The organism is Paraburkholderia sp. A3BS-1L (assembly GCF_051125215.1).
Taxonomy (GTDB): Bacteria; Pseudomonadota; Gammaproteobacteria; order Burkholderiales; family Burkholderiaceae; genus Paraburkholderia.
Genome location: NZ_CP120442.1, coordinates 2441633 through 2466430, shown reverse-complemented (window position 1 = coordinate 2466430; position 24798 = coordinate 2441633). Strand labels below are relative to the sequence as shown.

Annotated in this window: 34 protein-coding genes, 1 tRNA gene and 1 pseudogene; 18 read left to right on the top strand and 18 right to left on the bottom strand. The window is 60.5% G+C overall.

Annotation, left to right across the window (positions count from 1 at the left end):
• The first annotated feature begins 95 nt into the window (after window positions 1–95).
• Both waaC and P5W99_RS11205 read left to right on the top strand, forming a co-directional pair.
• On the top strand, window positions 96–1103 hold the full coding sequence (waaC, locus tag P5W99_RS11210) for a lipopolysaccharide heptosyltransferase I (RefSeq protein ID WP_434660798.1): 1008 nt from the start codon (window positions 96–98) through the stop codon (window positions 1101–1103).
• Window positions 1104–1376: 273 nt separating this feature from the next.
• Complete coding sequence (locus P5W99_RS11205) at window positions 1377–1502, top strand: hypothetical protein (RefSeq protein ID WP_269151836.1); 126 nt, start codon at window positions 1377–1379, stop codon at window positions 1500–1502.
• Between the two features lie 26 nt (window positions 1503–1528).
• Here P5W99_RS11205 and P5W99_RS11200 read toward each other — a convergent pair whose 3' ends face one another.
• The 6 genes from P5W99_RS11200 to P5W99_RS11175 all read right to left on the bottom strand — a co-directional run bounded on the left by P5W99_RS11200 (window position 1529) and on the right by P5W99_RS11175 (window position 6005).
• Window positions 1529–1708, bottom strand: coding sequence for a hypothetical protein (locus tag P5W99_RS11200; protein ID WP_035522328.1), 180 nt, complete (start codon window positions 1706–1708; stop codon window positions 1529–1531).
• A 156-nt stretch (window positions 1709–1864) separates the two neighbouring features.
• Window positions 1865–3181, bottom strand: coding sequence for an MFS transporter (locus tag P5W99_RS11195; RefSeq protein ID WP_421043257.1), 1317 nt, complete (start codon window positions 3179–3181; stop codon window positions 1865–1867).
• A 440-nt stretch (window positions 3182–3621) separates the two neighbouring features.
• Window positions 3622–4167, bottom strand: a complete 546-nt coding sequence (locus P5W99_RS11190) for a TonB C-terminal domain-containing protein (RefSeq protein WP_434660795.1) — start codon at window positions 4165–4167, stop codon at window positions 3622–3624.
• Between the two features lie 155 nt (window positions 4168–4322).
• Window positions 4323–4535 carry a hypothetical protein gene (locus tag P5W99_RS11185; protein ID WP_421024493.1) on the bottom strand — a complete coding sequence of 71 codons (213 nt, stop codon included), beginning with the start codon at window positions 4533–4535 and terminating at the stop codon, window positions 4323–4325.
• Window positions 4536–4883: 348 nt separating this feature from the next.
• Window positions 4884–4970, bottom strand: a tRNA-Ser gene (locus P5W99_RS11180).
• 795 nt (window positions 4971–5765) lie between these two features.
• Window positions 5766–6005 carry a helix-turn-helix domain-containing protein gene (locus P5W99_RS11175; protein ID WP_434660793.1) on the bottom strand — a complete coding sequence of 80 codons (240 nt, stop codon included), beginning with the start codon at window positions 6003–6005 and terminating at the stop codon, window positions 5766–5768.
• A 196-nt stretch (window positions 6006–6201) separates the two neighbouring features.
• Between P5W99_RS11175 and P5W99_RS11170 the strand changes: the two genes are divergently transcribed.
• The 4 genes from P5W99_RS11170 (at window position 6202) to P5W99_RS11155 (ending at window position 9049) form a co-directional block, all read left to right on the top strand.
• Window positions 6202–6753: a hypothetical protein gene (locus P5W99_RS11170; RefSeq protein WP_434660791.1), complete on the top strand. Its 552-nt coding sequence runs from the start codon at window positions 6202–6204 to the stop codon at window positions 6751–6753.
• Window positions 6754–7134: 381 nt separating this feature from the next.
• Window positions 7135–7704 (top strand): excisionase family DNA-binding protein, encoded by a 570-nt coding sequence (locus tag P5W99_RS11165; RefSeq protein WP_434660789.1) that lies wholly within the window; start codon window positions 7135–7137, stop codon window positions 7702–7704.
• A 498-nt stretch (window positions 7705–8202) separates the two neighbouring features.
• The gene (locus tag P5W99_RS11160; RefSeq protein WP_434660787.1) at window positions 8203–8757 is read left to right on the top strand and encodes an HAD domain-containing protein; all 555 of its coding nucleotides are present in this window, start codon (window positions 8203–8205) and stop codon (window positions 8755–8757) included.
• Window positions 8758–8770: 13 nt separating this feature from the next.
• Entirely contained in the window at window positions 8771–9049 is a 279-nt protein-coding gene (locus tag P5W99_RS11155) for a hypothetical protein (RefSeq protein WP_434660786.1), read from the top strand.
• Window positions 9050–9333: 284 nt separating this feature from the next.
• Here P5W99_RS11155 and P5W99_RS11150 read toward each other — a convergent pair whose 3' ends face one another.
• Window positions 9334–9876, bottom strand: a complete 543-nt coding sequence (locus tag P5W99_RS11150) for a hypothetical protein (RefSeq protein ID WP_434660784.1) — start codon at window positions 9874–9876, stop codon at window positions 9334–9336.
• A gap of 309 nt (window positions 9877–10185) precedes the next feature.
• Window positions 10186–10701 (bottom strand): hypothetical protein, encoded by a 516-nt coding sequence (locus P5W99_RS11145; RefSeq protein WP_434660782.1) that lies wholly within the window; start codon window positions 10699–10701, stop codon window positions 10186–10188.
• Between the two features lie 94 nt (window positions 10702–10795).
• Here P5W99_RS11145 and P5W99_RS11140 point away from each other — a divergent pair, with 94 nt between their 5' ends.
• The 6 genes from P5W99_RS11140 to P5W99_RS11115 all read left to right on the top strand — a co-directional run bounded on the left by P5W99_RS11140 (window position 10796) and on the right by P5W99_RS11115 (window position 14282).
• A complete protein-coding gene (locus tag P5W99_RS11140; protein WP_434660780.1) occupies window positions 10796–11479 on the top strand; it encodes an SOS response-associated peptidase in 684 nt (227 codons plus the stop codon).
• Window positions 11476–11835, top strand: coding sequence for a hypothetical protein (locus P5W99_RS11135; RefSeq protein WP_434660778.1), 360 nt, complete (start codon window positions 11476–11478; stop codon window positions 11833–11835). Before P5W99_RS11140 ends, P5W99_RS11135 begins: the two co-directional genes overlap by 4 nt.
• A 360-nt stretch (window positions 11836–12195) precedes the next feature.
• A complete protein-coding gene (locus P5W99_RS11130) occupies window positions 12196–12570 on the top strand; it encodes a hypothetical protein (protein ID WP_434660776.1) in 375 nt (124 codons plus the stop codon).
• 5 nt (window positions 12571–12575) lie between these two features.
• Window positions 12576–12794, top strand: coding sequence for a hypothetical protein (locus tag P5W99_RS11125; RefSeq protein WP_434660774.1), 219 nt, complete (start codon window positions 12576–12578; stop codon window positions 12792–12794).
• Between the two features lie 7 nt (window positions 12795–12801).
• The gene (locus P5W99_RS11120) at window positions 12802–13590 is read left to right on the top strand and encodes a hypothetical protein (protein ID WP_434660773.1); all 789 of its coding nucleotides are present in this window, start codon (window positions 12802–12804) and stop codon (window positions 13588–13590) included.
• Window positions 13591–13949: 359 nt separating this feature from the next.
• Window positions 13950–14282, top strand: a complete 333-nt coding sequence (locus P5W99_RS11115; protein ID WP_434660771.1) for an antibiotic biosynthesis monooxygenase family protein — start codon at window positions 13950–13952, stop codon at window positions 14280–14282.
• Between the two features lie 308 nt (window positions 14283–14590).
• Here the strand turns inward: P5W99_RS11115 and P5W99_RS11110 are convergent, their stop codons facing one another.
• From P5W99_RS11110 to P5W99_RS11085, 6 genes are all read right to left on the bottom strand, one after another.
• Complete coding sequence (locus tag P5W99_RS11110) at window positions 14591–14809, bottom strand: RNA chaperone Hfq (protein ID WP_434660769.1); 219 nt, start codon at window positions 14807–14809, stop codon at window positions 14591–14593.
• A gap of 79 nt (window positions 14810–14888) precedes the next feature.
• Window positions 14889–15098 carry a hypothetical protein gene (locus P5W99_RS11105; protein WP_434660767.1) on the bottom strand — a complete coding sequence of 70 codons (210 nt, stop codon included), beginning with the start codon at window positions 15096–15098 and terminating at the stop codon, window positions 14889–14891.
• A gap of 475 nt (window positions 15099–15573) precedes the next feature.
• Window positions 15574–15825, bottom strand: coding sequence for a hypothetical protein (locus P5W99_RS11100; RefSeq protein WP_434660765.1), 252 nt, complete (start codon window positions 15823–15825; stop codon window positions 15574–15576).
• Window positions 15826–16237: 412 nt separating this feature from the next.
• On the bottom strand, window positions 16238–16804 hold the full coding sequence (gene phaP / locus P5W99_RS11095) for a TIGR01841 family phasin (protein ID WP_434660763.1): 567 nt from the start codon (window positions 16802–16804) through the stop codon (window positions 16238–16240).
• Window positions 16805–17230: 426 nt separating this feature from the next.
• Window positions 17231–17389 carry a hypothetical protein gene (locus P5W99_RS11090; RefSeq protein ID WP_434660762.1) on the bottom strand — a complete coding sequence of 53 codons (159 nt, stop codon included), beginning with the start codon at window positions 17387–17389 and terminating at the stop codon, window positions 17231–17233.
• A 425-nt stretch (window positions 17390–17814) separates the two neighbouring features.
• The gene (locus tag P5W99_RS11085; RefSeq protein ID WP_434662557.1) at window positions 17815–18525 is read right to left on the bottom strand and encodes a class I SAM-dependent methyltransferase; all 711 of its coding nucleotides are present in this window, start codon (window positions 18523–18525) and stop codon (window positions 17815–17817) included.
• Between the two features lie 482 nt (window positions 18526–19007).
• Here P5W99_RS11085 and P5W99_RS11080 point away from each other — a divergent pair, with 482 nt between their 5' ends.
• A complete protein-coding gene (locus P5W99_RS11080) occupies window positions 19008–19259 on the top strand; it encodes a hypothetical protein (RefSeq protein WP_434660760.1) in 252 nt (83 codons plus the stop codon).
• A 183-nt stretch (window positions 19260–19442) separates the two neighbouring features.
• Here P5W99_RS11080 and P5W99_RS11075 read toward each other — a convergent pair.
• Window positions 19443–19730: pseudogene (locus tag P5W99_RS11075) on the bottom strand (H-NS histone family protein); the annotation flags it as partial.
• Between the two features lie 523 nt (window positions 19731–20253).
• Window positions 20254–20715, bottom strand: coding sequence for a PRC-barrel domain-containing protein (locus tag P5W99_RS11070; RefSeq protein WP_434660758.1), 462 nt, complete (start codon window positions 20713–20715; stop codon window positions 20254–20256).
• Window positions 20716–20925: 210 nt separating this feature from the next.
• Between P5W99_RS11070 and P5W99_RS11065 the strand changes: the two genes are divergently transcribed.
• Complete coding sequence (locus P5W99_RS11065) at window positions 20926–21129, top strand: cold-shock protein (protein ID WP_434660756.1); 204 nt, start codon at window positions 20926–20928, stop codon at window positions 21127–21129.
• Between the two features lie 366 nt (window positions 21130–21495).
• Here the strand turns inward: P5W99_RS11065 and P5W99_RS11060 are convergent, their stop codons facing one another.
• Entirely contained in the window at window positions 21496–21867 is a 372-nt protein-coding gene (locus P5W99_RS11060) for a hypothetical protein (protein WP_434660754.1), read from the bottom strand.
• Window positions 21868–22094: 227 nt separating this feature from the next.
• Between P5W99_RS11060 and P5W99_RS11055 the strand changes: the two genes are divergently transcribed.
• Complete coding sequence (locus tag P5W99_RS11055; protein WP_434660752.1) at window positions 22095–22379, top strand: DUF2442 domain-containing protein; 285 nt, start codon at window positions 22095–22097, stop codon at window positions 22377–22379.
• Window positions 22380–22604: 225 nt separating this feature from the next.
• A complete protein-coding gene (locus tag P5W99_RS11050; protein WP_434660751.1) occupies window positions 22605–22994 on the top strand; it encodes a response regulator in 390 nt (129 codons plus the stop codon).
• Here the strand turns inward: P5W99_RS11050 and P5W99_RS11045 are convergent.
• Window positions 22986–23381: a hypothetical protein gene (locus P5W99_RS11045; RefSeq protein WP_434660749.1), complete on the bottom strand. Its 396-nt coding sequence runs from the start codon at window positions 23379–23381 to the stop codon at window positions 22986–22988. The two genes, P5W99_RS11050 and P5W99_RS11045, sit on opposite strands and share 9 nt — an antisense overlap.
• 53 nt (window positions 23382–23434) lie before the next feature.
• Here P5W99_RS11045 and P5W99_RS11040 point away from each other — a divergent pair, with 53 nt between their 5' ends.
• Together P5W99_RS11040 and P5W99_RS11035 are read left to right on the top strand one after the other, a co-directional pair.
• Window positions 23435–24223 (top strand): hypothetical protein, encoded by a 789-nt coding sequence (locus P5W99_RS11040; RefSeq protein WP_434660747.1) that lies wholly within the window; start codon window positions 23435–23437, stop codon window positions 24221–24223.
• A gap of 80 nt (window positions 24224–24303) precedes the next feature.
• A complete protein-coding gene (locus tag P5W99_RS11035) occupies window positions 24304–24741 on the top strand; it encodes a hypothetical protein (protein WP_434660746.1) in 438 nt (145 codons plus the stop codon).
• Window positions 24742–24798: the final 57 nt, after the last annotated feature.

Genomic DNA, 24798 nt, shown 5'->3' with positions numbered 1-24798 from the left:
CATAGATTTGTCCGTGGGCGCGGTCCCGCTCCGTTAAAATCTCGGGAAAAATTCAGGCAAATCATCGAAATCGGACCTCGCAGGTTCGCAGCACAATGAAACGAGTCTTGATTGTCAAAGTGACTTCGCTCGGCGATATCGTCGAGGCGCTTCCGGTCGTAGCCGACGTGCAACGCGCATTCCCCGGCGTGAAGGTCGACTGGGCCTCCGACGAGGCATTCGCCGATATCGTGCGCTGGAACGCCGGTGTCGACCGCGTGTTCTGCGCCCCGCTGCGCCGCTTCAAGAAATCGCGCCGCTGGAGCGACTTGAAAGCGATCTGGGAGTCGATCGCCGAGTTGCGCGCCGAGCGCTACGACGCAATCATCGATATTCACGGTGTCTATAAGAGCGCGATCATCTCGTTTATTGCGCGCGGTCGGCGGCGCTTCGGCTATCTCGCCCAGGATCTCGGCGAGCGCGGCGCGGCCTTCGCCTACAACGGCCGCTTCGGCCCGCGCCCGAAATGCGACGCGTGGCTGGGCATGCGCATCAGCACGGGCGAGGCGCTGGGCTACAAAATCGACACGCCGCCCGATTTCCAGATGCGCATCCCCCGCGATGGCATGGCGCTTCCCGCACCCGATGCGCCCACCGCGCTGATCTTCCACGCCACTTCGAAAGAAGAGAAGAAGTGGCCCGTCGAGCATTGGGGCGAGCTGTGCCACGCATTGATTGCGCGCGGTCTGCGCATCGAGTTGCCGTGGGGTTCGGATGCCGAGCACGCCACCGCGCGCGAGATCGCCGCGCTCGTGCCGGGTGCCACGGTGCTGCCGCGCCTCACGGTTTCGCAAGTCGCGCAGCGTATCGAAGACTGCTCGCTCGTGGTCGGCACCGACACGGGCTTCGTGCATCTCGGCCACGCGCTGCTCAAGCCGACTGTCATGATCTTCGTTGCGACCGACGCCGAGCATCTTGGTGTGCGTGCGCCCAACCGTTCGATCTCGGTCGGCGACGGACATCACGTGCCGTTGGTCGCGGTTGCGCTAGATGCTGTCGATCGCGTTTATCCTGCGCGTAACGGCGGCGATGCATCGAAGGGGCCACTCGCAACCGCGGCCTGAACAACACGCACGGCGTCGCGTTCTGCGGCGCCGCTGCTCTGCCGCTTCTGCGCTGTTTCTCATTACATAGTTGTTAAAAGTGTCGCCGTTGCCTGCCGTGCGCTGCGCTGGCGGCGCATGCGTCCGCGAGACATTGCGCGGGCTGTAACATCCGCCACACTGCTTCTTACAAATTGCAACGCCTCAGACGTTCGCCGTCGTGTTCAATCGAAAGCGTCCGCAGCCGGCAAGGGCCGCGCGGGACAACTGACATTGACTCGATGGGAGAACGAAGTGAAACGATTGACGCGTACCCTGATTGCAGGTGCATTGCTCGCGGCGGCGCTGGGCGGGTGCGTCGTGGTGCCGGCGGGTGGCTATTACGGCGGCGGCTACCACCACGGCTATTACTATCGATGAGGCTCGCGCGGAGTGTGGCGGTGCGTTCAGGCGAGCAGCAGCTCGACCGCAACCACTGCCGCGATTGCCGCGGCATTGGCAACCAGCGCTTCCAGCACGACTGAACGCCAGGTCGCTGTGCGCAGGCGGAAGGCCAGGACGAGCGAGATACCTAGAGCGAGTGCGATCATCAGCACGATATCGGCGTTGCTCAGATGCAGGTTCATGGTTGATCTCCCCCCGCAGACGTACGCGGACCTCGTTTAATCGAGTATAGGCACGCCAGTGTCGCTGGCGAATAAAAAAGCGGAATCCGCGTTTGCGCGGACTCCGCTTTTTTTTGCCGGTGCGCTGTGAATCAGGACCGTGAGTCAGGCCGTGAATCAAGTCAGCGACCTGTGACGCGTTTCGCGCATGCACAACACGCCGAACAGGCTCACGCATGCCGCGATCGAGACATAGGCGCCAACCCACGAGAGGCCGCCGCGCGCGGCGAGCACCTGCGCAATATACGGCGCCACTGACGCACCCAGGATGCCGCCCAGGTTGTACGCGACGCCCGCGCCCGTGTAGCGCACGCTGGTGGGGAAGAGCTCGGGCAGAAGCGCGCCCATCGGTGCGAAGGTGGCGCCCATCAGGAACAGCTCGATTACGAGGAACAGCAGCACGAGCGGCAGCGAGCCGCTGCCGAGCAGCGGCTGCATCGTGAAGCCCGAAAGGATCGCGGCGATGCAGCCGACGATCAGCACCGGCTTGCGGCCGAAGCGGTCGGACAGCCAGGCCGAGATCGGCGTGGCGATGCCCATGAACACCACCGCGATGCACAGCATGCCGAGGAAGGTCGGGCGCGGGATATGCAGGGCGCTCACGCCATGTGAAAGCGAGAACACGGTGGCGTTGTAGAACAGCGTGTAGCAGACCACCATCGCGAGTGCGCCGAGCAGCGTCGGCCACCAGTGCTTCGAAAGCAGCGTGGCGACCGGCACGCGCACGCGCTCCTCGCGCTCGATGGCAGTCTTGAACGCCGGCGTTTCGGCAATCTTCAGGCGCACATAGAGCCCCAGCGCGACGAGCACCGCCGAGACGATGAACGGCACGCGCCAGCCCCAGTCACGGAACTGTTGGTCGGAGAGCGTGGAGGCGAGGCCGAAGAAGAGGCCGTTCGATGCCAGAAAGCCTACCGAGGGCCCGAGTTGCGGGAACATACCGAACCAGCCGCGCTTGCCCTCTGGTGCGTATTCGGTCGCGAGCAGCGCCGCGCCGCCCCATTCGCCGCCAAGGCCGATGCCTTGGCCGAAGCGCAGCACGCACAGCAGGATTGGGGCCAGGCTGCCGATCGAGTCGTAGCCGGGCACGAAGCCGATCAGCGTGGTGGACAGGCCCATCACGAGCAACGAAGCGACGAGTGTCGATTTGCGGCCGATACGGTCGCCGAAGTGGCCGAAGATGAACGAGCCGATCGGCCGTGCAACGAACGCGATGCCGAATGTCACGAATGCGGAGAGCGCCTGGGCCGTGGCTGAGCCATGCGGGAAGAATACGGGGCCTATCACGAGCGCGGCGGCCGTTGCGTACACATAGAAATCGTAGAACTCGATCGCGGTGCCAATGAAGCTCGCGAAGATCACGCGCGCGGCGCTTTGCTGCTTCGCTGCGTCTGGCTGATCGGCGCGCGCGGGCGAAATGGGAGAGGTGGACATCGATGGGGCTCCAGTCGTTGTGCTGTCAGTGTGAAGCGCGCCTTGCGCGTTCCGGCGCGCGAAGCGCAAGGCGCGGCGCAGGCGTCTTTTATTCAGGGTTCGAAGCTGTCAGGCTGGCGGCGCGGCGGAGTGGTCTCAAGGCGGCAGCGCTTCGCCTTGGCGCAGGCGTTGGGGCCATCCTTGCGCAGGCAACGATCTAGCAGTATGCATCGTGCGGGGCCGGGTGTGTGCACGAAACGGGAACCGGCCGGGTGCGCGTGGATAAGCGCAATGGGCACGCGACGTGGCCGCGCGGCGGCCGGGGCGCGCATTGGCGCGGCGCGGGTGGCGCCAGACCATGCGCCTGGCCGGGCAAATGCCGGTAGGGGATAGCGAAAAATTATAACGACCGTTCGCAAGGCGCAGCAAGGCACCCGCAAGGTGAGTGGCGCCCGCGGGGTTCAGTTGAAGTTCTGTGCCTGCGGCGAGGCGAGCGTGCGTAACTGGAATTTGCCGTCGTCATTGAACAGCCAGTCTTCGAATAGTTCGAGCTGGCCGATCGAGTTGAGCAGGTGCGCCGGCGGCGGTGGCAACGGCGCCGAGTGGCGCAGCGTGACGAGCGCGGTAGCTTCGGAATCGTAGTCGCCATTGGTGCGGTAGACCGACGACTTCACGATCTGTCCGTCGCGATTGACCGTGAACGAGACGACCACGAGCGAGCGCAGCATCGCCTGAGGCGTGCCACGCAGCACATGGGACGGATTGCGCTCGACGATGCGCTTCGCCACGGCGGCGCGATACTCGTCGAGCGCCGCGCTGTTGATCGCCTGGGGCGGGATGACCAGTGTCGGGCGGGTCGCGGGTGTGATCGTGCAGGCACTCGCGAGGGCGAGCAGCAAGGACGAGCCGAGATAACGCAGCAGGCAGGCGCAGGCGAGCCTGTGGCTAGTGGCGCTAGTGGCGCTCACGGCTGCAAGGCCGTTGCGCGGGCGGGCGCGGATGAGCATGGCGAGCAGGCTCGGATGCGAAACCAGATTTGAGCTTAGTCTAAACGAGCGGGGTTTCAATCCGCAGTCACCCGCGTGGCGTATCGGGGTGTGCGTTCAAGGCCGCCTTGAGCAAGGCGGCGCGAGGCAAACAGAGGGAAAGACGTGTTGAACGCTTATTCGATGGGGAACTGTGCGCACGGATCGCCGGACACGGTGGCGCAGGCGTACGAGTACTGGCCGCTCTTCAGGAAGAGCTCTTTGCCGACCTCAAGGTTGGCGCGCAGATCCGGCGAGCTTTCCCAGGCGATGTAGCTCGAGCAGATCACGGCAGACAGGACGACGATCGAAAATGCGAATTTTTCAAGCAGTTGGAAACGGTGCGGCATGATTAATCCTCTCAATGAGCAGGATTGTACAGCACTACTAGGGTTTTCACCTATGTATCTGCCGTATAGGTGGCATGATGTGTGGCAGCGATATACGCATGCGACCCTTAAGTTCAATCAAATCGCTTCCGGCTGCAGGGGCGATGTGCCGTCAAGACGTGCTTGTGGCATGGGCCTGTGGTCCCGGATGGGGCACTTCAGGGGAGAGAAAGTAAGGCGGAAAGGGGCGGGAAAGTCTGCTGGCGGAGGCGGTGAGATTCGAACCCCTATATGGACCAAATCTTCCTCAAACGCCAACTTTTGACCGTGCAGCTTGGGAGTATTGGTTGCACAGAAGTGCATCCAATTCGGAGGCGGTGAGATTCGAACTCACGGAAGGGTTACCCCTTCGCCGGTTTTCAAGACCGGTGCATTCAACCGCTCTGCCACACCTCCAAGCCCGCGATTGTAACCGATTCTGAGTCGGTCCCCAACTTCGCCCTTACGGGAAGCGGCCTGCGACCAACCTGCACGCTTTGGTTGCACAGAAATGCCGCGTTTTGGGTGACCGTTCGGTGTTTTCTGTGGGTTCGCGCCGGCCGGTGCCGCTTCCCCGTGTGTACAACTCCGCTGTCCACACCACAAGGGCGTGGACAGCCGCCCGAAGGGCGGTCCCGGAGTTGCACACACTCGAATCCTGACGCGCCGGCGTTGCCGGCTTGCCCCAAGGAGAAAAACGTCTCCGTCAAAACCGACGGCTAGGTCCCAGCATCGCCGACGATTCCGAGGCAGAAGGGAATCTAAAAAGTTGCGCCACAGAGCGCATGACATCAAACGAACTCCGGCCGCTGCGTTATTTCTACGCTGCGGCCGAAACTGCTGGTTTAAACCGACGGTGCTACAACCGGGATGCACACGACATCCACGCCGCCTACCTTCCATTACCTCGACTCATACGAGTTGGCAGGTCTTCTAAAGCTTTCGCCGCTTGCCGTCACCTGGCGGGCAAGACATCGTCCGTGGCTGCTACCGCCCCGCGCTCAGTTCTACGACCAACACCTTCTTCGCTGGCGCCAAGATGTCGTTGAGACGTGGGTTGCGATGGGGCGGTCGGGTTGTCCGTCTTGGGAAGGTACGTCGAAGTAGCGTCCGTCGCTGTTCCCGTCATTTCTGCGGAATCGATGACCGCTCTGTCTCGACGCCATCGGCAGCCCGTGACGTGCCTCTCGATGCGGTCAACGCACATCGCCGCTAGTCCTCCAGCGGCGAAAAGAACTCCATTACGTCGACCCCAAGTAGCACCGCTAGCCGCCATATCCCATCAACGGTGACGTTGATACGTTCGCGCTCTATCTGACTTACGTAGGTACGGTGAAAACCGGCCGCAACGGCCAGACCCTCCTGCGAATATCCAGCTGCTCGGCGCAGCCGCTTTAGGTTCGCTGCTACCAAGCCACGGATGGGGTTTTGTTCGGGTGCTGTTTTAGACATGCCCGAAGGATGTCTAAATCCAGACTACAAATCTACATACGTTCAACTCTACATATTGTCGACTATCCATATTGATAGTATCCTGTTTATCAATATGGGACGTGTTCTTGAGCTGCGGCTCTGTCAACGGTTCGATGGGTGCCGAAAACGGCCGCCGAAAGTCGAGCGCAGTCACGCAGAATTCACTGGAGTCAACGTGGGTAAAGTTTCTTTGGTGCACGCACCAGCCTCGGCGCGCAGGTCGCTAGCGCAAATCGGCATTCCGCAAACTGCAGAAATTGACGGCGTTATGTTCGAATTGCCTCCGACGGAGATGCCCGGCGAGGCGAAATGGCGAGGTGACTTTATTCAATGGCTCCTGCGACGCACATTCCATCATCTGGCATCCTTGCCGCGCAACGAGTGGGTTGACCATCTGCTTCTCGTCGAGGCCGACCTCGTGAAGCGGATTTGGCTGCATGTGACTGAGGCGCAAATTGTCATCGAGGGCGCGCTGGCCACCATCCAGGATTTGTCGGTCGAGGATATCCAGAGCTTGGCGCGTGGCACCCTTCTATTTGACGGGCAGCTCGCGCATGAAGGCGACAAGCTGCGTGAGCGTTACGCGACAATCGTGAGGAGGCACGCGAAAAGGGCGGGCCATTGCGTCCTGCAGGAAGCCATCAAGAACGAGGCGCCAAATGACCGTCAGGCCAGCAACCGAAGTCGGGCGGGCGTCCACGGGTCGACCTCAAACAGTGACGTATGATGCAAACCCAAGCTGAGACCAGACACTGATTGGCTGTGAAGCTGCCTCATATATGGGTCGCCTGAGCTCCAATATTGAGTTTCTGGACCTCGATGCTCGCGTGGCTCATACAAGCTTTGGTTGCATTTATCGACCCGCGGGCCCATCGGCCTTTCATCCCCGCCGCCGACAAGGTGTGGTTCACGTCGGTGTCAAGTCAGCGGCGTTGCCGCTTTCGAGGATGACACGGCTCGCTAGATTGCAGAACCGTGGACCTATGAGCGGCGTCGCGAAGCTGATGGCACAACTACAAAAATATGGATATCTAATGAATTTCAAGAATGCACTTGTATCCAATTCTGCGATTGACGCACTAGCGTAATAAATAGGTGGCGCGTGCATATGACCATTGCGGAACTGGCGAAGCGGCTTAACGTTACGAGGCGATACGTGCGCGAACTGATTGATAGCGGCAAGCTGCCGGCAAAGCCGGGGCCTGACGGCGAGCCCGTTGTCGACAGAGACGTTGCTGAGGAGTACATCGCCGAAGCAAAACGGCGCCGAGACAAGGCAATGGACGAGTACATGCTTGTTTCAAGCGAACAGCACGCGGCTGAGCAGCTGAATCAGCATTTTGATGCGTTCATGCACGTGGCCCGACGGGCGACTGCAGAAGAGGTTGTGCGGGTGCGTTGCGCGTACGAAGTGGCTTACGCGGTTTGTCGCTTTGCAGTCAACATGGACGGCATCCGTATCTCCACGATGGACAACCCAGATGCGTTCGCGCGAGCTGTCGTAGAACGCGCGTCGCGAGTGCTGCAGCTGTCGCCTGAAGAAGCCCGACAAGCGCAGGTACTGAATGACTGGGGACTGGCCGGAGTACCAGCCGAGCCGCCGCTCACAGCCGAAGCAGCAGTTCGGCTGGCTGACCGCATGCTCGCAGCGTCGTTCGCGTCGCGGGGGCGTGGATGATGGCTCACTCGTATCCTGTGCGTATCGACTTACCGGAGCGTCAGCCATCCCACGAGCCTACGGAAGAGGAGGTCCGTAGGTCCCGCGCGTTTTTTGACGGCTTCGAGCGGCAGTCCCGTCGCAATCGCCGGCGTCAAATCCGCGAGGGCTCTCTGCTCACAGCTGCTGCTTTCTGCCGTCTCCGGGGCATCTCTCGCCGCGAGCTGGGACGGTTAGAGCGGCGAAGCGATGTCTTCAGCATAGATGTTGACCACAAGCGCTATTACCCGCGCGAGCTTGCGGTAGCACGCGGAGTGCTGCTGTCACGGCTGACGCGCGTATGCCGACGGCTCAGAAAGTGGGTGCCTGGCTGGTCGCGATACGACGTGGTAGCTGCCGGGCGGTGGGATACGCTCGGCGGGAAAACCGTAGTCCAGGCAGTGCACAGGCCAAAGGACTTCGGGCGCGCGCTTGTCATCGCAGATGCGTGCAGCGAAGAATGTGCGCCGAGGTGAGCACATGCTGACAGGACTTCCTGGGCCGACATTTTGCGTGCCCCCGCCACGGCACACCGGCGGATACCTCCTCTTTTTAGACTTCGATGGGGTTTTACATCCCGAGTCCGTCTATTTGCTGCACAAACATGGCCCGACACTGCTAGATGCACCCGGACATTCCCTATTCGAACACTGCCAGCTGCTTGAGGACGTTCTGGCGCCATACTGCGATGTTCGCATTGTTCTGTCGACATCGTGGGTGCGTCGCTATCGCGGAAGCGTTCGCCGTGTGTCGCACAGACTGACGCCAGGCCTACAGGCGCGGGTGATTGGCGCCACGTATCACAGCAAAATGGACCGTGAGGAATTCGCCGCTGCTCCGCGCGGCATGCAAATTTGGTCGGACGTCTTGCGTCGAAAACCTGAGGCATGGTTAGCGCTGGATGATGATTGGCTGCACTGGCCAGCGTGGTGTCGCGAGCAGCTGGTGCGCACGGACGAGGTGCTAGGTATAAGCGCGCCTTCGGTGCTCGCGGAATTGAAAACAAAGTTGGCGACGATGTTTGACGGCACCTGACGGAGGAGCACCCGTGCGATACGACAACCTTATGCGCGACGCGTGCAACGAAGCGCTGATGGAGTCGACACGCGTACATGCCGCGCTTGATGCCATATACGCGTGCTGTACGCCCGCCGGCTCGCTCGTGCGGTCGTTGACGGTGCTCGGGCTGAACGTGGACGATGCTGCGCTTGTGAGCAAGCTGGCCGACTGGGTGCTGAATGAGGCACCGCTCGAGCCGCTGCCCATGTCACCGAGCGAAGCTGCGGCGCTCGCGGAGCGTGTTCACAAAGCCATTGGAGGCAAATAGTGCTGCGCGTGACAGTCGAGCTTTGACCGGGCGGTCATAAAGGCGGTCGTCGGGTGATAGCGACGGCGGACATCCGCCGTGTGCGAAGTGGGGCACGCGCTGACTACGAAGTGCAGCTCGAAGAAATGCTGTTCGGTGACGTAGGAGATGTTGCTGTTGTGCGCGGGTAAGAATGGCTAACACAAGTCTTCCACACAGCGTGCGCTTGTGACGGCAGCGGCCAAGTGGAGCAATGCCGTGCTCATTTGTTCTTGCACCGGGCACAGAAGTAACTACGTTGCCCGTTAGGGGGCGAGTCTCCCCGGCGTTTGCTCGGCTGCCAAAGATTGGCGGAAGCCGCGCAAGTCACCGATAAAAGACTGCATCCAGCGTTTCTGCTTGACGGCATCTGTTTCCGCGGTTGCGAATGTGGCATCGACATGAGCGTCCAGTGCCTGCACTGACTTCCGGTGGGTCTCCCATAGCGCGGAGTCTTGCATCTTGCTCCGTACTATTCGCCAATCGTCGCGTGCCCGACCTACTGTTTCCGTCAATTGATGCCTTTCTTCGGGCGCGATGCTGAGATATGAACTGCATCTCGCAATCATTCCGTCAATTGCGATAGCTAGCAATCGCGCATTCGCATCGACTTCGGATAGGTCGGTCGATGAAGTAACCGAATCGCCCATGGAGGGCAGGAGATTTTCTTGGCTGCGCCGCCCAAAGAACATTCCCTCTTTTATGTACCGAGCCTTGATGCGCAGAACGTACACGGTCGTGCCTGCGCCAATGGCTGGTATAACCAGCATTGCGGGGTAGGTCACCGCATACGACAGGACCGCGTTCATGGCTTCTCCCTTGGGCTATTGCCCGGGTCATCGCCGAAAGTCAGCTGACGCTTGCAATCCTCCGAGCTCGCGAAGATACGACGAGCGAGGTGGGGGCTCGACTGCTTAATTGTAGTCCTCGCGCTAAACCATGCCGCGCCTTGGATTCAATGCGTGCAGGAGTCGTTGCCCGCCGAAATATTTGCTTCTCAATACTTCTCATGACGTTTGAGAATTCTCGGGTTCGATGAGAAGAATCGGGAAAAATCGCCACGCGTATTCATATTCGCTGGCCAGATGGTCAAGAGATGCATTCAATTGAGCGATGGTTCATCGCCGCTCCCACTTAATTGGACCGATTCTTTGCAGCTCCTGCATCAGGCGCCACCGTAAGCGCCCTAATGTCTGGCGTGCCTCAGCAACAGTCGCGTGTTCTTTCTGTAGGTGCCAGTAGCCTTCGGCTGCAATTGCCTCGATTTCTGATATCGCATAGCGGCCGCACTGCACCTCCAGCGCTAGTGTCCGCACGAGTCCTTCCGGGCGCTCGGTCCAGAGTTTTCGTAGTTCAGCGTCGAGCGGCGTGAAAAAAGGCGGGAGCCCGTACCTGGCGCGCTCCGCGCGCAGCTTGCGTTCACGCTGCCACGGCAGGTCTGACGCAGGTGGGTCGACGTAAGGCCCGGAACAACGATTGCGTTCACGACGCGTGTGCTCAAGCCGGTAGACACACAAATCGTACGCGTACCAGTCGGACCGCGCTTCCTCGTCGGTCAGCCATATGGGCGTCGGCACAAACCGCAGTTTGACCTCATTCCACACCGCCCACTTAAATTCCCAAACTGGCTCCATTTTCCGACTGCATGACAAACACACTGTATGGATATACAGTATCGATGAATTGGCGCGCGGAAGCAAGATGGTGGTCAGCTAGGGGAGGTAAGCGATGTGCACAAACTATACAGCGGCGCGCTGTGACAGGCTGTTTAGGCACTTCGGGGTCGAACCGCCCGATAGCCCATGGCGCGACGACGTGTACAAGGACTATCCAGCGCCAATTATTAGGCGCGTGGCGGATGCAGAGAGAGCCGATGTCGCAACGTTCGGGATGGTGCCGCGCAAGCATATCCCGCCCGGGGTACGCGTCTTCGACACGATGAACGCGCGGTCGGAGAGCGTCGGTGATAAGCGCAGTTTCAGCGGGGCCTGGAAACGGCTGCAGTTGTGCCTCATTCCGTGCGAAGCGTTCTACGAGCCGAACTATGAGAGCGGAAAAGCGGTGCGCTGGCGCATCAACATGGCCTCCGGCGAGCCATTCGCCATTGCCGGCTTATGGCGTGAATGGAATGAAGGAGAGGAAGGCAAGGCGTTTTCCTTCACGATGCTCACGGTGAACTCGAGCGACCATCCCCTCATGCGTAGGTTTCACAAACCTGGTGATGAAAAGCGCTCGGTAGTCATTGTGCGCCCAACGGACTACGAGGGCTGGCTCGGTAGTCGTTCTACGGACGAGGCTCGCTCGTTCCTGAATCTCTTCCCTGTGGAACGGATGCATGCCGAGGCGTGCCCCGCACCGCCGCGTGCGTCGAAGAGCAGTAGAGTTGCTCCGAAACTGGAAGCCGAGAGATGAAGGGGCTGGATGACGAAACGAGGGCGGAGCTGCTCACCTTCCTTGTGGTGGGACAACTTTTCGCATTTGCTCGCAGCGGCGAATGGCTGCGCACGGACCATCTCATTGAGTCCTCGCAGATTTGGCTGAGTTCGAACGGTGCCGCATGCGATTGGCTCGAGCGCGCGCGGCTCATCGAGGCTTGCCGGGTGGTCGCAATCAGGGCGCTTGATTTGCCGTTCCCGCAAGCCGAGGCTGACCTTGTGCAGCTCTTCAACCTGAATCGTGGCTGGTTTCTGGACTATCGGAAGCCGGTCGTCCAGCAGATTCACTCCTTAGTTGCTACGTACCTTTCCAGAGATTCGAGTTTCACGTAAGCGAGTACCACTTATCAACCTCGATTTCGGTCTTCCACGTACTTGCGGGCCTCCGGGTCATTTCGGAGTCAACTGGTGGCAAAGAAAGGGCTGGAAGGCCGAATACAACGTCACCTGGTACTCCCGCAAATTTTCCAAATCTCCCAACGTGTCTGCGGAAACTCTGCAGACGCTTCTGGAACACTTCCGGAAAGTGCTCGAGGCCGTCGCCAATAGGACACCTGAGTCCACGTGGCGCATCGTGCCGGTTCTTGAGCCCACGCGGGGTCCGTCGAAGAGGCGCTGGACTGGGCGCGACTCCGTGCGAAAATAGCCAGCCGTCGCCCGATTGCCGGCGAAGGCAACCCTGCGGAGGCGTCCTTGACCAGAACCCTGATTTGCAGCCTGCTGTGTGTCGCAGTGGTGGCGCCAGCTATCGCGGACGCGCGCTATGTCGAAATCTGGGACCCTCCAGAAGCGCGCACCCATGCGCCGTCCCTGGCCAAGCCGGTGCCTGCGGTCAAGCCGCATAAGCCGCTGAAGCGCAAACGCGTCAGCCTGGAGGTGTCGCGCACGGCGCCGCGGGTTGTGTCGCGCGTGGCTCCGCATGCCGTCGCCCCGCGTGCAGTAGCCCATGCAGCCGCGCAAACCTCAGCGTCTTCAGCGAAGAGCACACCCAGTTTCGACGCCATCCCGCGGCAGATAACGCCTGAAGGCAATGTGCTCCGCGTGTCGGCGCGCCACAGACAGGCGTAGCACTGATGCAGACTGAGCGATACCGCGGATACGACCTCTGGGGGCACGCCATCGCACAGCAGGGTGGCATCCTTGAACAAGAGAGGTTTGCGTCCAGCGGCACGGTCACCCGGGAAGGCAAGCTCGTCATCGCGTCCGATGTTCTCGACATCGTCGATGACGAGGAGCGTGCGCAGCATCTGGGCATCGAGTGGGCGCGTGCCTGGGTCGACGGTAACGGCTGAGCGCACTATGGCAAACGAACACGCGGCACTGGTGAATTCGGTCCTCCTTCGTCTCGGCCGGAATATCCTGCTATTCCAGCAGATTGAAGCGGGATTGAAGGTCGTGCTGCCGTATATGCACCCGAAGGGGAGCGCCAGTAGTGACGAGGCCTTCGCCAAGTTTCGGGACAAGGCCAAGAACCAGACGTTACGGCCGCTGGTGCAAAACCTCCAGGAGTCAATGAGTACGGGCACTGACATCTTGGCCCAGTATCTCGGGCGCATGGTGGAGCAGCGCAATCAGCTCGTTCACAATTTCCATGAGATTCCCGGCGTCTCGCTATTGACCGAGGCCGGCTGCCGGGCCGCGATTCAAGTGCTCGACGAGCAGCACAGTGAGGCGCAACCGCTCCATGACTTGGTCCTTGTACTCGGGGTCAGCCTCGGAGCATCGCTGGCCAAGGCGAACCTCAAGGATGACGAGGAGTTGGTGGCGGTCTGCGCGGCACTAAAGCAGCAGCTTCCCGCACATGTCGAATATGTTGACCTCGCCAACCCCTGCGAGACGCATTGGCCGACCACTCGCATCGTTCGGGCTCTACAGGAGGCCGAATCCCAGACCGAGCCCGTGAACGGAATGACATCGTTGGCCCGCGCCGGGGCCTTCCTCCGCTCGCTCGACACTGGCCTAAGAGCACAGGCGTATGGCGTCAGCCAGCTCAAGCGTATCCTCATCCTGTCGGGTGCCTTTGACATCGTCGAACACCGACCGCACGAAGCTGCGGAGCCCATCACGCTCTATCGCAGCAAGGGGTAGGCTCTTCCACTCCCCTTGGCAGCGGCATTGACAGCAAACTTCCAGCTGGCCACTTGGGCTACGGGATTCATGCAATTAGCATCGGGCGGCAAGTTTTTTGCGGGCTCCGGGTTCAAATTCGTTGCGCATCCCTCGTTGTCTGTCGGCATGCGCACGTTGATTCCGGGTAGTCGCTTGCGCGCCCCGCGCAGCTTTCCAAAATCTGTTCCCTCTCCTGCCGGAGCTTTCGAGCCCGAAGCGCTGCTTGACCCACTGCGGTGAACGAGGGCAGTATCAGAGACGCAGTGCACAGTCCTACCGGCGAACCGGTAGTGTACCGGTGCCAGCGCGAACCCAACTCCATCGTTGAGGAGACTTCCATGATAGAGGTGACGAATACATACGACCTTCAGCCAGGCGCGAATCTGGAGGCCTACGCCGAATGGGCGAAGAAGGCAGCGGCAATGATTGTTCAGCAGGCTGGCCTGGTCGAGCTCCGGGCGCACCGCAATATGCTGGGCACACCGCAGATTCGAACGACCAGTTGCTGGAATTCTACGAGCGACTGGGCGGCATTCGCGGACGGGCCATGGCGCACGCTGGAGCAGGAACTGCGGACATTTGCGACCAATTTGAAGGTCGAGATGTGGGGGCCATCGCCGGTTCTGCCGACGCCACTACGGCCCGACCCAACGGGAGGAGCTGGCGCATGAGCAGACACCCGAGCGTTGCCAGCCACTAGACCCGCGGAGGCACATGAGGCCGGCGAGAGCCGGCTTTAAAGCACTCTCGCGACCGTCGGCAGGAAAAACCAGGTCTCCCCAGTGCGACCGGCATTGCCGTAATGACCGGCCTGCTTCCGTCGTCTCACGCGGTAACCGCACGGCCGGCTCAAACCGCAATGGTCCTGATAGCAGAAATTCTCCAGGTGCGTGCTTTAGCGTCGTGCGGTTCTCCTACCGCGTGACGCTCTTTCTCGTCGCGTCTATCTTTACCTGGACGTCAATTAAAGGTGCCGCCGTCACTGCAATGGCAACGGTATCTGACGAGGGCAGTTTGCCAGCGAACGCTGCGATGCCAATCCCACAGACCGCGGCAAGAGAGATAGCGCTGTAAACTGGTCAAAGCGGCACAGTTGACCACTGAGCTTGATGCCGTTCACGAGGAACACGTTTACGGCGGTCTTGTCCTTTACGAGCGTCTGCAGAAAGTCGTCTTGTACGCTTGGGCATGCGTCCATGTTCTGAGGTCAATGCGGTAGGTCTCTTCGATTGTACTGGCGATACCTGAAGCCGCCCAGCCAATCCTGAGAAAGTGTGCTATCGCGACTTGAGGGCGTCGATGTGCGCTTGCGCAGTCTCGTCCGGGTGCTGGCAGTGATATGCGTCGAACAGCTGTGAGCACAGGCGCGCCAACGCCGCGAGATTCACGGCCTGGTCCGCGTGTTCTACCTCTCCCGCGTTAAGTATATCGTCGAGGACTGGAGCGAGAAGGCGCAGTTTCCGGAACGTCGTGACGTCTAGCTTCATGTTGACCCTCCTGCGGCCACGCGATAGAGCACCCTTGGACTGACCGACTCCAAGACTGCACCTCCGTTCGACATGCTGCCCATGTTGATTTGGACTACGAACTGTAATGAATTTATGATGTGCCTCGCCAGCGCACTCGCAGGAAAGTGCTGGGCTACACAAGGGTAGCCGGTTCCAAAACTTCTTCGGTGGCAAGACGCTGACTGGCCGCGCGCTGTTCCGATGTTGCCCCTGGCAGCATTTACCGTTTGCCGCCCCCCCCCTGGTTCGGCAGGATGCCCTTGGCGAAGGCAACGGTTATTCCGAACGACGTACTTTGGTGAATGTGCCCCGTCTTCCGCTCCGGGTGCTCGCTACTAGAAAATATCCTCGGTTCAGGGGCCACATGCTGCGTCACCACCAGTCTGACGCAGTGCCCCGAATCTCTGAATATCTCACGCATTCATAGTTCACCACACCGCTTGGCGTAACGTCGTCAAACGGCGAGGCATAGTGTGGTCGAGTTCTGCGTCTCGGTGGCAGGTGGGAACACATGCCAGGTGCCATCATCGTGCCGAAAGAAGAACAAGACACGCAAACCAGCGGGTGATGACGTCTCGACGCAAACATAGCGTGTCCGGCCCCGGCGTGTGCGGCCGAATTCGGTCACGTGAACCGGTGAAGCGGGGGCCGGTGCAAGCCATTTTTCGACCTGATAGCGCAGCGACTTGTTGCCTGAATTTTTCATGTTCCGCTCCAGCAAGTCCGGGGTCGCGCGCATCGAAACTGGTGCACGCCGTGACGGAAGATGGACAACTTCCACGCGGCCCCTTGACCTCTTAAGTTGAAACATTGATGAAGGTCCAGCAGGAGTTTCTGCATCGACACGTCGCAGTCGTGTCGCCAACTCCTGAAGGCGCCCACCTTGTCACGTGTTTCACCCTCATCCCCTCAACGTCCACCTCGACCACGAAGTTGACCCTGAGTTTGTGAGTTCTGAAACCGGAAATTTCGGCAAGAGCGAACCCCCGAACGTGTCACGTTGAGGTCGACAACCTCGTGACAACGTTCGCGGTGCACTAGTAGTCGCCAGAAAAGAACGCTCGAGAACAGCGGGTGGGGTTCGCCTTGGACATCAGAAGGGCGTGGCTGTAGCAGGGTTACTTCTTCTCATCCGCTTCGGCTTGTTCAGCGACCCGCCTGGTCGACTTGGTCGGAGCGTCAAGCGCGGCGTTGACGTTGCCTTCAGCAATCCCCGTCGCTTCTTTCGCGGCCTTCTGGGTAGTTTCAAATGTCGTGTTTGCAGTTTCGATTGCAGACTTCCACGCGGACAGGAACGCATCGCTTCCTGCCGGCGCGCTCTTTGCGAGGTTGGCAACGAACGCCTGCAAATCGTGCTGGAGCAGTTTGGACCGCGCTACAAGCGTCTCGGTAAATTCGGTCTGAGTGCCGGACACGATTTCGTAGACGTGACGCCAGTACGACTGCGCTTTTTCTACGGCAGGCTGCGTCTGACCTGACTGCAGTGCAAACAGCTCCGCGGGGTCTTTGGCCGATAACGCCCGGATTGCGATTTCCTGATTTTCAGCAAGGGTCGATTTGAATGTCTGGAGGTTCAGACCGGCCAGATTTTCGATGCCAGCAAAAGTTTTGTTCAGGAGTTCAAACGTTGTTTCCAGGCTGGCTTTCCGTGCGGCGAGGGTTTGTTCGAGGTCGAGACTGCTCATCACTAACTCCATGGGGGTTGGTGGCGATTGTCCGAAAGACCGCTGTACGACATGGCGGACGAAGAATCGCAGAGTAGGAACCTTTGTTGCGATGCAGCGAAACCAATTCTAGAGCAGGGAGTGCGAATGTCAATCGCGTGTTGCTTTCGGGCACCATGCGGGGTGCATGAACAACGCTGGGAACCCCACTGGCGTTGACGCGCAGCCGTATTCCAGGGAAAACCCTGTCGCCAGTTAATGTGTCGGCAGAAGTCGGCGCAGCCTTTGCGACAGCCGTTTGCAATGCAGCAAAAGATGCTGAACTCAAGCTGTCGAAGGCGCTTCAGAGCGGTGTGGCGCTGGACGGCAAAAGGCATTGCTGACGTGAGCAAGTTATTTATGCTGCCATCAACCCGAGGCGCTGAAGGAGCGCCTTGCCTTCGGATGTCAACGCAACTCGGCACCGGCAGAAGTCGTTTGCACAACTTCTACCAGGCGCTCCTGCTGAAGCGTGACTGCATCGGGGTCAGCGAGCGCCACATGCGCGGGTGCACTCAACAACACCAGCAGCATCGCGAGTTCGTGATGACTGAGCGGTTTTTTCATCAGGGGTCTCCATCACATCGCGCACACTCGGAATATCGCGCTCGCAGAATGCCGAGCGACAGCGGAGACTAGGGGAATGCGGAGGAGGTTGAAATCGTACTTTGAAGCAGAGGCTCTACCGCCGCTGCGAGCTCGGACGCGTTCGTCAGTACATAGCCATGCTTGCCCTTGAGCGCAAAATACAGCGGCAAGGTAAGGCTGGAAGCCTCGTACACGTATCGAACGAGCCCGAGTTTCTGCACGGACAGTCCCGCTGAGACGGTGCACAGCAAAATGGCGGGCTCAGCCATCTCTGTGAATTTCCTCTGCAATAGCACTAACCGGTTACGTTGCCCGGGCCGCAGCAAGGCAAATACTTCGGTCCGACTCTCGAGGGCATTCTTGGCAAGGCTTAGTGCGCTGTCCTCGCTTAAATCAGCTAGCCCCTAAGGTTTGAGGGCGGAGGCGACGACGCAACACATGGGAATCCTCAGTTCCCCGGCATCGCTCCGATACGTCTCTGCGTCGTGCGCGACGGTCCGTTCAATCAGCGCCAGCGCAGCCGGCGTCTGCGCGTGCAGCATCGCCGCAACTCGGACGCCGCCGCGCATGAGCGCGTGAAACGGTGTATCGGGCGAACGCAGCACCAGGGTCTGGTCCACCTCGCGCACCTCCGGGTGGACGAACCCAGCTTCGAGCAATGCGCGCCTCGATTCTCCCCAATCGCTGAACCGAAAGAGAGGCGGTCCCGGCGGAACCGGCACATCGGTCGTCCCGTGCTTCGCGATGGCCTTTAACACCATCCCGATACCGACGGCCTTGTCCGGCGTTGCGCCGACTGTAAAGGCAATTCTGCCGCCAGATTGCAGCACGCGAAACGCCTCCGCGAGCGCACGCTCAGGATGCTGGAAATGCTCCATCCCGAAGCCGATGCCCACCGCGCCAAAGCTTTCGTCGGGAAATGGCAAATCCTCCGCGTCGCCGATGCGGAATTCGAGTCCCGGAAAAACGCGCCTCGCCTTTTCGACCATCGCGAACGAGAAATCCACGCCAGCGACGTCCGCACCGCGACGCCTGGCTGCAGCAGCGAGGTAGCCAGGCCCGGATGCGACGTCGAGAAAGCGCGTGCCACGCCTCACGCCAAGCGCCTCGAGCATCGCGTGGTTCGCCTGGGCAGTCAAATCACCGAAGTACGTGTGATAGGCCTGCGCGACACGCTCCCAACCTTCGTGCTCGAATTCGCTGAAGTCGGCTGGTCCCATTTTTGCCTCCACTCTTTCAACACCGTGGCGCGTTGGAGCGCAGGCCTTCATGTTCCTCGCAAGGAGGATGTGCGGCTATCGGGAAACAATCCAGGCTGGTGACTTCACGGGCAAGCAACTATGTGGTGCGGCGCACCAACAATCGTTACCCAAAACCGCCGAACACGCGCTTTTGGACTACTCTTATTTTCGTTGCTATCTTGCTGAAATCTACGCCACGGCTTGCTTTTGGCGCTATAGTTAAAGTGGTTTCTCAAGCTCTCGATGCGACGCGGGAAAATCGCGCCAAACATCGAAGGCGACCGGTTTGTGCGTGGCGTTTTCGCTGTCTCCGGCGAATGGGCTGCGCAGGTACCGGTGCTGCGCGGGAGCGGCAGATGAAAGGCACAAAGGCGCAGTCGCTGCGGTACCAAGTGGAAAAGTGGCTCGCGCCCACCACGCCAGTGCACGTAACCGCGTTCGGCCGTACCCGCTGGGGCAGAGCCCGCTACGTGTGCGTGGAGACCTGGCAAGCGACAGGTTCACACTCGCTGTTCTTCTTCCAACACGAAGACGGTTACTGGCACGTGTTTCCGCCCGTGGCTGACACGCCGCAGTGGGCCGTGTGGCGCACAGGCACGGACGGATAGGTTTGAGTCGCCTGCAAGCTAGTCCGTCGCCTACGCCGTCGCTTTCCCGGCCGCCCCGCGTTTGGCACGGCGCGCCGCTTTTTTCTCCGCGACCTTGCCGGACGTAGCTTTCTCTGAGACCGCGCCCTTGCCGGCAGCCTTCCTGCTCGTGTGCCTTACTGGCGCTGAGCTAGCTGAACCAGCTATCAGGAAATTGTCGCGGTTCTTCACGGCCTTAATCCAGGCGGGTGCCCGGCCATGACCGGTCCATTCGGCGCCCGTCTCCGGGTCGCGATACTTGGGTATGCCGGTGGAGGCTCGCTTTGCCTGCACACGGCTCCGGCGCCCGAAAATGTCCTTATCCGTGAGTCCGTATTCGGCGACCTTCGCGCGAATGTCATCAACGACGGCTTGAATTTCGAGCGCCTTTGCATCCTCCGCCTGACGGGAAAGGTCGGCCAATTGCGTCTTGAGCTCGTGGTACGTTGCCATTTGGTGTTTCCTCGTAGCGGTTCCTGTTCCTAGGATAGTGCGACCGTGGACGACTGCAATTTGTGCCGGCTGATGAAATCGTCCGAATACATCGGGGAGCGTGCAACACGTGAGGCCCTCCATGCCCGCTACTTCTGACCGGACACGTTCGCCGCTGACGAAGCGCGATTTCGATGTCACGCGTGAGCCGGCGGCATCGGCTGAAGCCCCTCTAGCTAGAGGGCGAGCGCCGGCTCTTCTCTTTGTTGTGCGAAAGCATTGGTCTGGACGAGTCCACTACGACTTCCGATTCGTACTGGACGGCGTGCTGATGTCCTGGGTGGCGCCGAAAGGGCCCAGCGTAAGAGTCACGATTGACTATGCCTACGGACTGCGCATGCTCGGCAGGGCCTGGAAGTCGCGAGACCTGTGGGAGGCTCCGGCGATGCAAGTCGCAAGGCTCGCGGTTCCTGGCTTCGACGCCTGCTGGGCGCCAGGCGCCCATCAGGAACGGCGCAATAAGCCACGGACGCCCATAGGATTGCTAAATATCGGTCTTGCGTCCTTCGCTGACATCACGGGTAGCGGTCCAATACGGTTCGCGGTTGTAATAGTGATGGACCGTGGTACCCCACTTTTCGTCCGCCATCGAAGGCCAGTGGTCCTTGTCGAACCCGGGCTCATCCTTGAGCCGCTGGGCCGGGATGTCTACGACGAAACATCTGTCGATTGCATCCAGGGTCAGAGCACTCCATGGCATTGCGTGCAGCGTATCGCCGATGCCGAGGAATCCGCCGGTCGAAAGGACTGCATAGGCAATCCGTCCGCTTCGCACGTCGAGCATGATGTCGGATATCTTGCCCACGTGTTCGCCATCGGATGACACTACCTTGTCGCCAATAAGCGTGAGCGCTGCCATAACCTCCGGTCCGGGCCCTGCGCTGGCCGTGCCGCCAACGATTTTCGCGCCAGTGCCGGAGGGCAGCTTCGGGTCGGGCGTCGTCATAATTCGCTCCGCTGTGGAAAACAACTTGACGCGCAACCCACGTGCCAGTGCGTGCCCCGCGGAGTCATTTCGGCACGGGGCTTCGGCGCCTCCCGGCGTAGGCGGGTGGACTCGCGGAGGTGGATGCGACGGTGGCTTAAGATGTCGCCTGGCCGGCAGCGCGCACACCTGCCAACGCTTAATTCAACGCTTTTGGAGTCACTCAGGAAAATGGCAACCGGTACGGTGAAATGGTTTAACGATGCAAAGGGCTTTGGCTTCATCACGCCCGACGACGGACGCGAGGACCTCTTCGCGCACTTCTCCGAGGTACAGGGGAAGGGCTTCAAGTCCCTCCAGGAGGGCCAGAATGTCAGCTTTGAGGTGAAGCAGGGCCCCAAGGGCAAGCAGGCCGCCAACATCCAGCCGATGTGAGTCGACAAACGGAATTGACAGCGTGCGTGAAGGGGCTAGCCGAGCACTGCTCAGTCTGAAACGGAAATTGCAAGTAGCTGAACAACTCCGAGAGGCGACGCGAGCCGTCGCATTGTGAGCCCGCCATCGGCCTTCGAAGGGTCTCGAAGGCCGACTTGTATCGGGGGAGTCCATCGGACGAGGTGCGCTCGCCGTGACCCCAGTTCCCGTCGACAGCATGGCGACCAGGAAGCACGACTACTGGAAGCAAACTTTCTCGTGCGATACTGCGGCCCGTTGGTTTAATTCGTGCCGCCACCGTCGACGAGCGACCTTGACACGCTTTCCAACCCGTCGGCGTTGTGCGGAAACGGTCACTCGTGCGCTCTAGTGGCGCCACCCGGGATGCCCGTAGTAACCACGTCCATGGTAATTAGGCCCATGGTAACCAGGGCCGTAGTAACCACGTCCATGGTAATTAGGCCCATAGTAACCAGGGCCGTAGTAACCGCGGCCATAATAGCCTCGATATCCGCCGTACCAATAGGGATAACTATAGTATCCCGGCCAGGGGCCATATATCACCGGCGGCCCGTAGATGACGGGCGGCGGCGCATAGACAACCGGCGGACCGAAATACACGGAGCCCGGCACACCGATGCCGACGCCGATGCCTACAGACACTCCACCCGCCTGCGCGAAGCTCACCGTCCCCGCGCCAATCCCGGCAGCGACCAGAAAACGAAAGAGCTTGTTCATCTGTGTTCTCCTCGCCTCGAGTCCAGTTCGAAAGACTAGCGACGGCGCAACGAGGTATGGACGAGTAGCGCCAAGTCCGCTTTCTATGGGGTTCAATACGCTGAGGCTCATCCGTGAGGCCGAACGGCCCTGTTCTTTTGAGTCGGCGGTTCCGAAGTCGTTCAAGTGGGACCGCGGTGCGTGACTGTACTGCACGACCTACGGTGCATCCCGTTCAGGAGGCGGCCATGGAAGGTGCTGCGGTGGCCGTTCACTTCGAGGGCGCGCACCTGTTTCTCGACATGTCCGACGGCAGGGCCATTTCATTTCCACTGGACTGGTTTCCTGTTCCCCAGGCCGCAACGGCAGCGGAGCGCGAACACTTCGCCATCTCGATGGACCATCAGCAACTGTTCTGGCCGGAAATCAATGAGGACGTGAACGTCCCGGCGCTGCTTTCATTCCAGGGCAAAAGTGCGGCTCGCCAGTGTGATTCGCCAAAGGGAGACTTCCCGACGTGGCCACCCGGGTGACTTTGCCAACAGCGTTCAGGTTCAACTGTATGGTCACCCACCGCGAGGAAATCGCGGGGCACGTGCTCCCGTGCCTCGCGGCGGCACGAGCTTTCACGGAGGTGCGAACTCCGTTCACGGCGGTCCGGAGGGCGCATTGCTCGATTACCAAACCAGGTACAACATGCGTGGGAACAAATGTTGCTACGGGATAGGTAGGTATCCTCGGCAGTACACCCAGTTACCGTGGACACGATTCTCCTTGTTGACGATGACCGGAAAATATTGGAACCGCTTCGGATACTTTTGGAGGCCGAAGGATATCGGGTGCTGACCGCGCTCAATGGAGCAGCCGCCGAGTCCATCACCGAAGTCGAGCGACCCGACCTCATCGTGACCGACTGGATGATGCCTGGTGTCGATGGCGTTGGTCTATGCCGCTGGCTGAAGCCGGACAAAGCGACGGCCGCCATTCCTGTTGTCATGCTCTCGGCCGCGCAGCCGCCTGGTTCAAGGGAACGGTTGTGGGACGTCTTCTTAAGGAAACCCACACCCATTGCGCGTCTCATTGCAGCGGTCAGTACGCTGCTGGATACCTCGCGGTCAGTCAGGCCGTCCAAGCCGCATTCACGATGAAATGATTAGTCTGGCAGCGCTGATGCCGAACCGGCTGAGAGTCAACCCCGCGGAGGTGTCGGTTGCCGCGGTCATGCCGTTGTTGAACCGGGTAAGTCCCGAGTCGTCTGTCGTGGCGCTCATGCCATTCGAGCAACGCGTCAGGCCAGCCATATCTGTTTGGCAATCGGTCTCCTGCGCGTGCAGGGGCGCGCAGGCAACGACGAACAACATGATTGCAATCAGATTCCTCATTTTTACCCCCATTCCTTCGCATGCATCGAGTCGTATCTGCGCCGACTCAAGCGTCCGTTTGCCGGGAGTGTACGCCCATCCCGCGGACTGGCTCGCCTTTTGACCGCTTATCGCACCTTTGACCTGGCCGCCCGAGTCGTACAGTTTTCCCACGACGTCGCCTCGTCTCGCACATCGAAGGCGCCGCCTGCTGCCAGGAGTCAGCCATGAGCACGAAGGTCGATACGGGTTTTCAGTTCGTCGCACAGCTGCGCGGCATCGCCAACCTGATGGAGGTGGTCCGGAGCGGCATCGAACAGCTGCAGCGCAGGCACTATCTTGCGGCTTATGCCGGCATTCTCGTCACGATGCTGGACCGCACGCAAGTGGCCCGGGAAGCGGGGCACGCACGAGGCATGGTGATGGCGAAGCCCGGCTCGGTGGCGCGGGAGGCGATTCTCCGGCGGCAAGCCCGGGCACGCACGACGCGCGAGCGCGACCCGGCCGTCGACCTCAGTGTGGTCCTCAGGTGCTGGCATTCGCAGCTGCTCGACCGGGTCATCGGCTATGTGGCTTGCGCGTTCGGTGCGGAAATCCTGGAACTGTTGAAGGATGCCGGCATCGCAACCACTTGCACGCGCTGGCGCGCCGGCGCTCAGGAATGGTCGGCACGAGAGGGCCTTGAGCTCTGCTACAACGGCGAGTCGATGGACCTGTCCTGTTCGTGGTCCGAACTGGAGCCCTATGTGCCCTCGCTCGAGTCGCGCGCCCGTGAGTTGGTTGAGCCCGCACTGTTCTCGCGCTGGTACGAATCCCAGCTGCAGCAGGGCAACGATAGCGACCATATCTGGCAGCGCCACCTGCAGTTCCGCAAGCTCCTGCGCGACGACCCTGCGATGCAGGACGCGCTCACCGCCGATATCGAACGGCTCAAGGCGAAACTGCTGACGGGAAGCGCCCTGGATGCGGCGCGCCGGCGCGAGCAGTTGGTGCTGTTGCCGGCGGGATTCGCTTGAGGTATCCGGACGTCCACGGGAGGTCGCCGCGCGCGTCGCGCTACACTGACGCCTTGCACGTCCGCTCCCGGGAGCTGTGTATGACTGCGCAAACATGCAACCGCCTCAATCTCGCACGCGAGCAACTCGAGATGGCGCTCGACGCTTTCCTCGAGCGCCAGCGCTTCGCCTCGGCCATTACCCTGGCCAGCGCGGCCGAACGGGTATTGGGGCAGGCATTGCGCCACGCCGGGAAGCAGGCCGTCCTGGACTGGCAGTTCGAGGCGGCCGACCTGGTGCACATGCAACTGCATGGTAGTCCGCTGAAATACCAGACCTTCCATGACGCGGAGAACCGGGTCAGCAACGCGCTGCGTCACTTTGACCATCTCGAGGCTCCTGACTTCGACGCTGACCTCGAGGAAGCCGCCTGCTGGATGTTGGTGCGGGCCTGCGAGAATGCCCACCGGCTCGGTTTGACCGTTCAGGGCGTCGGCGCGTTCAATGACTGGTTCTACGAGTACATCGTCGGCGTGTGACGGTAGACGGCCCCATGCCGAGTAGAAACTCCGCTCGCCAGCCGTCTGGTGCGTCCC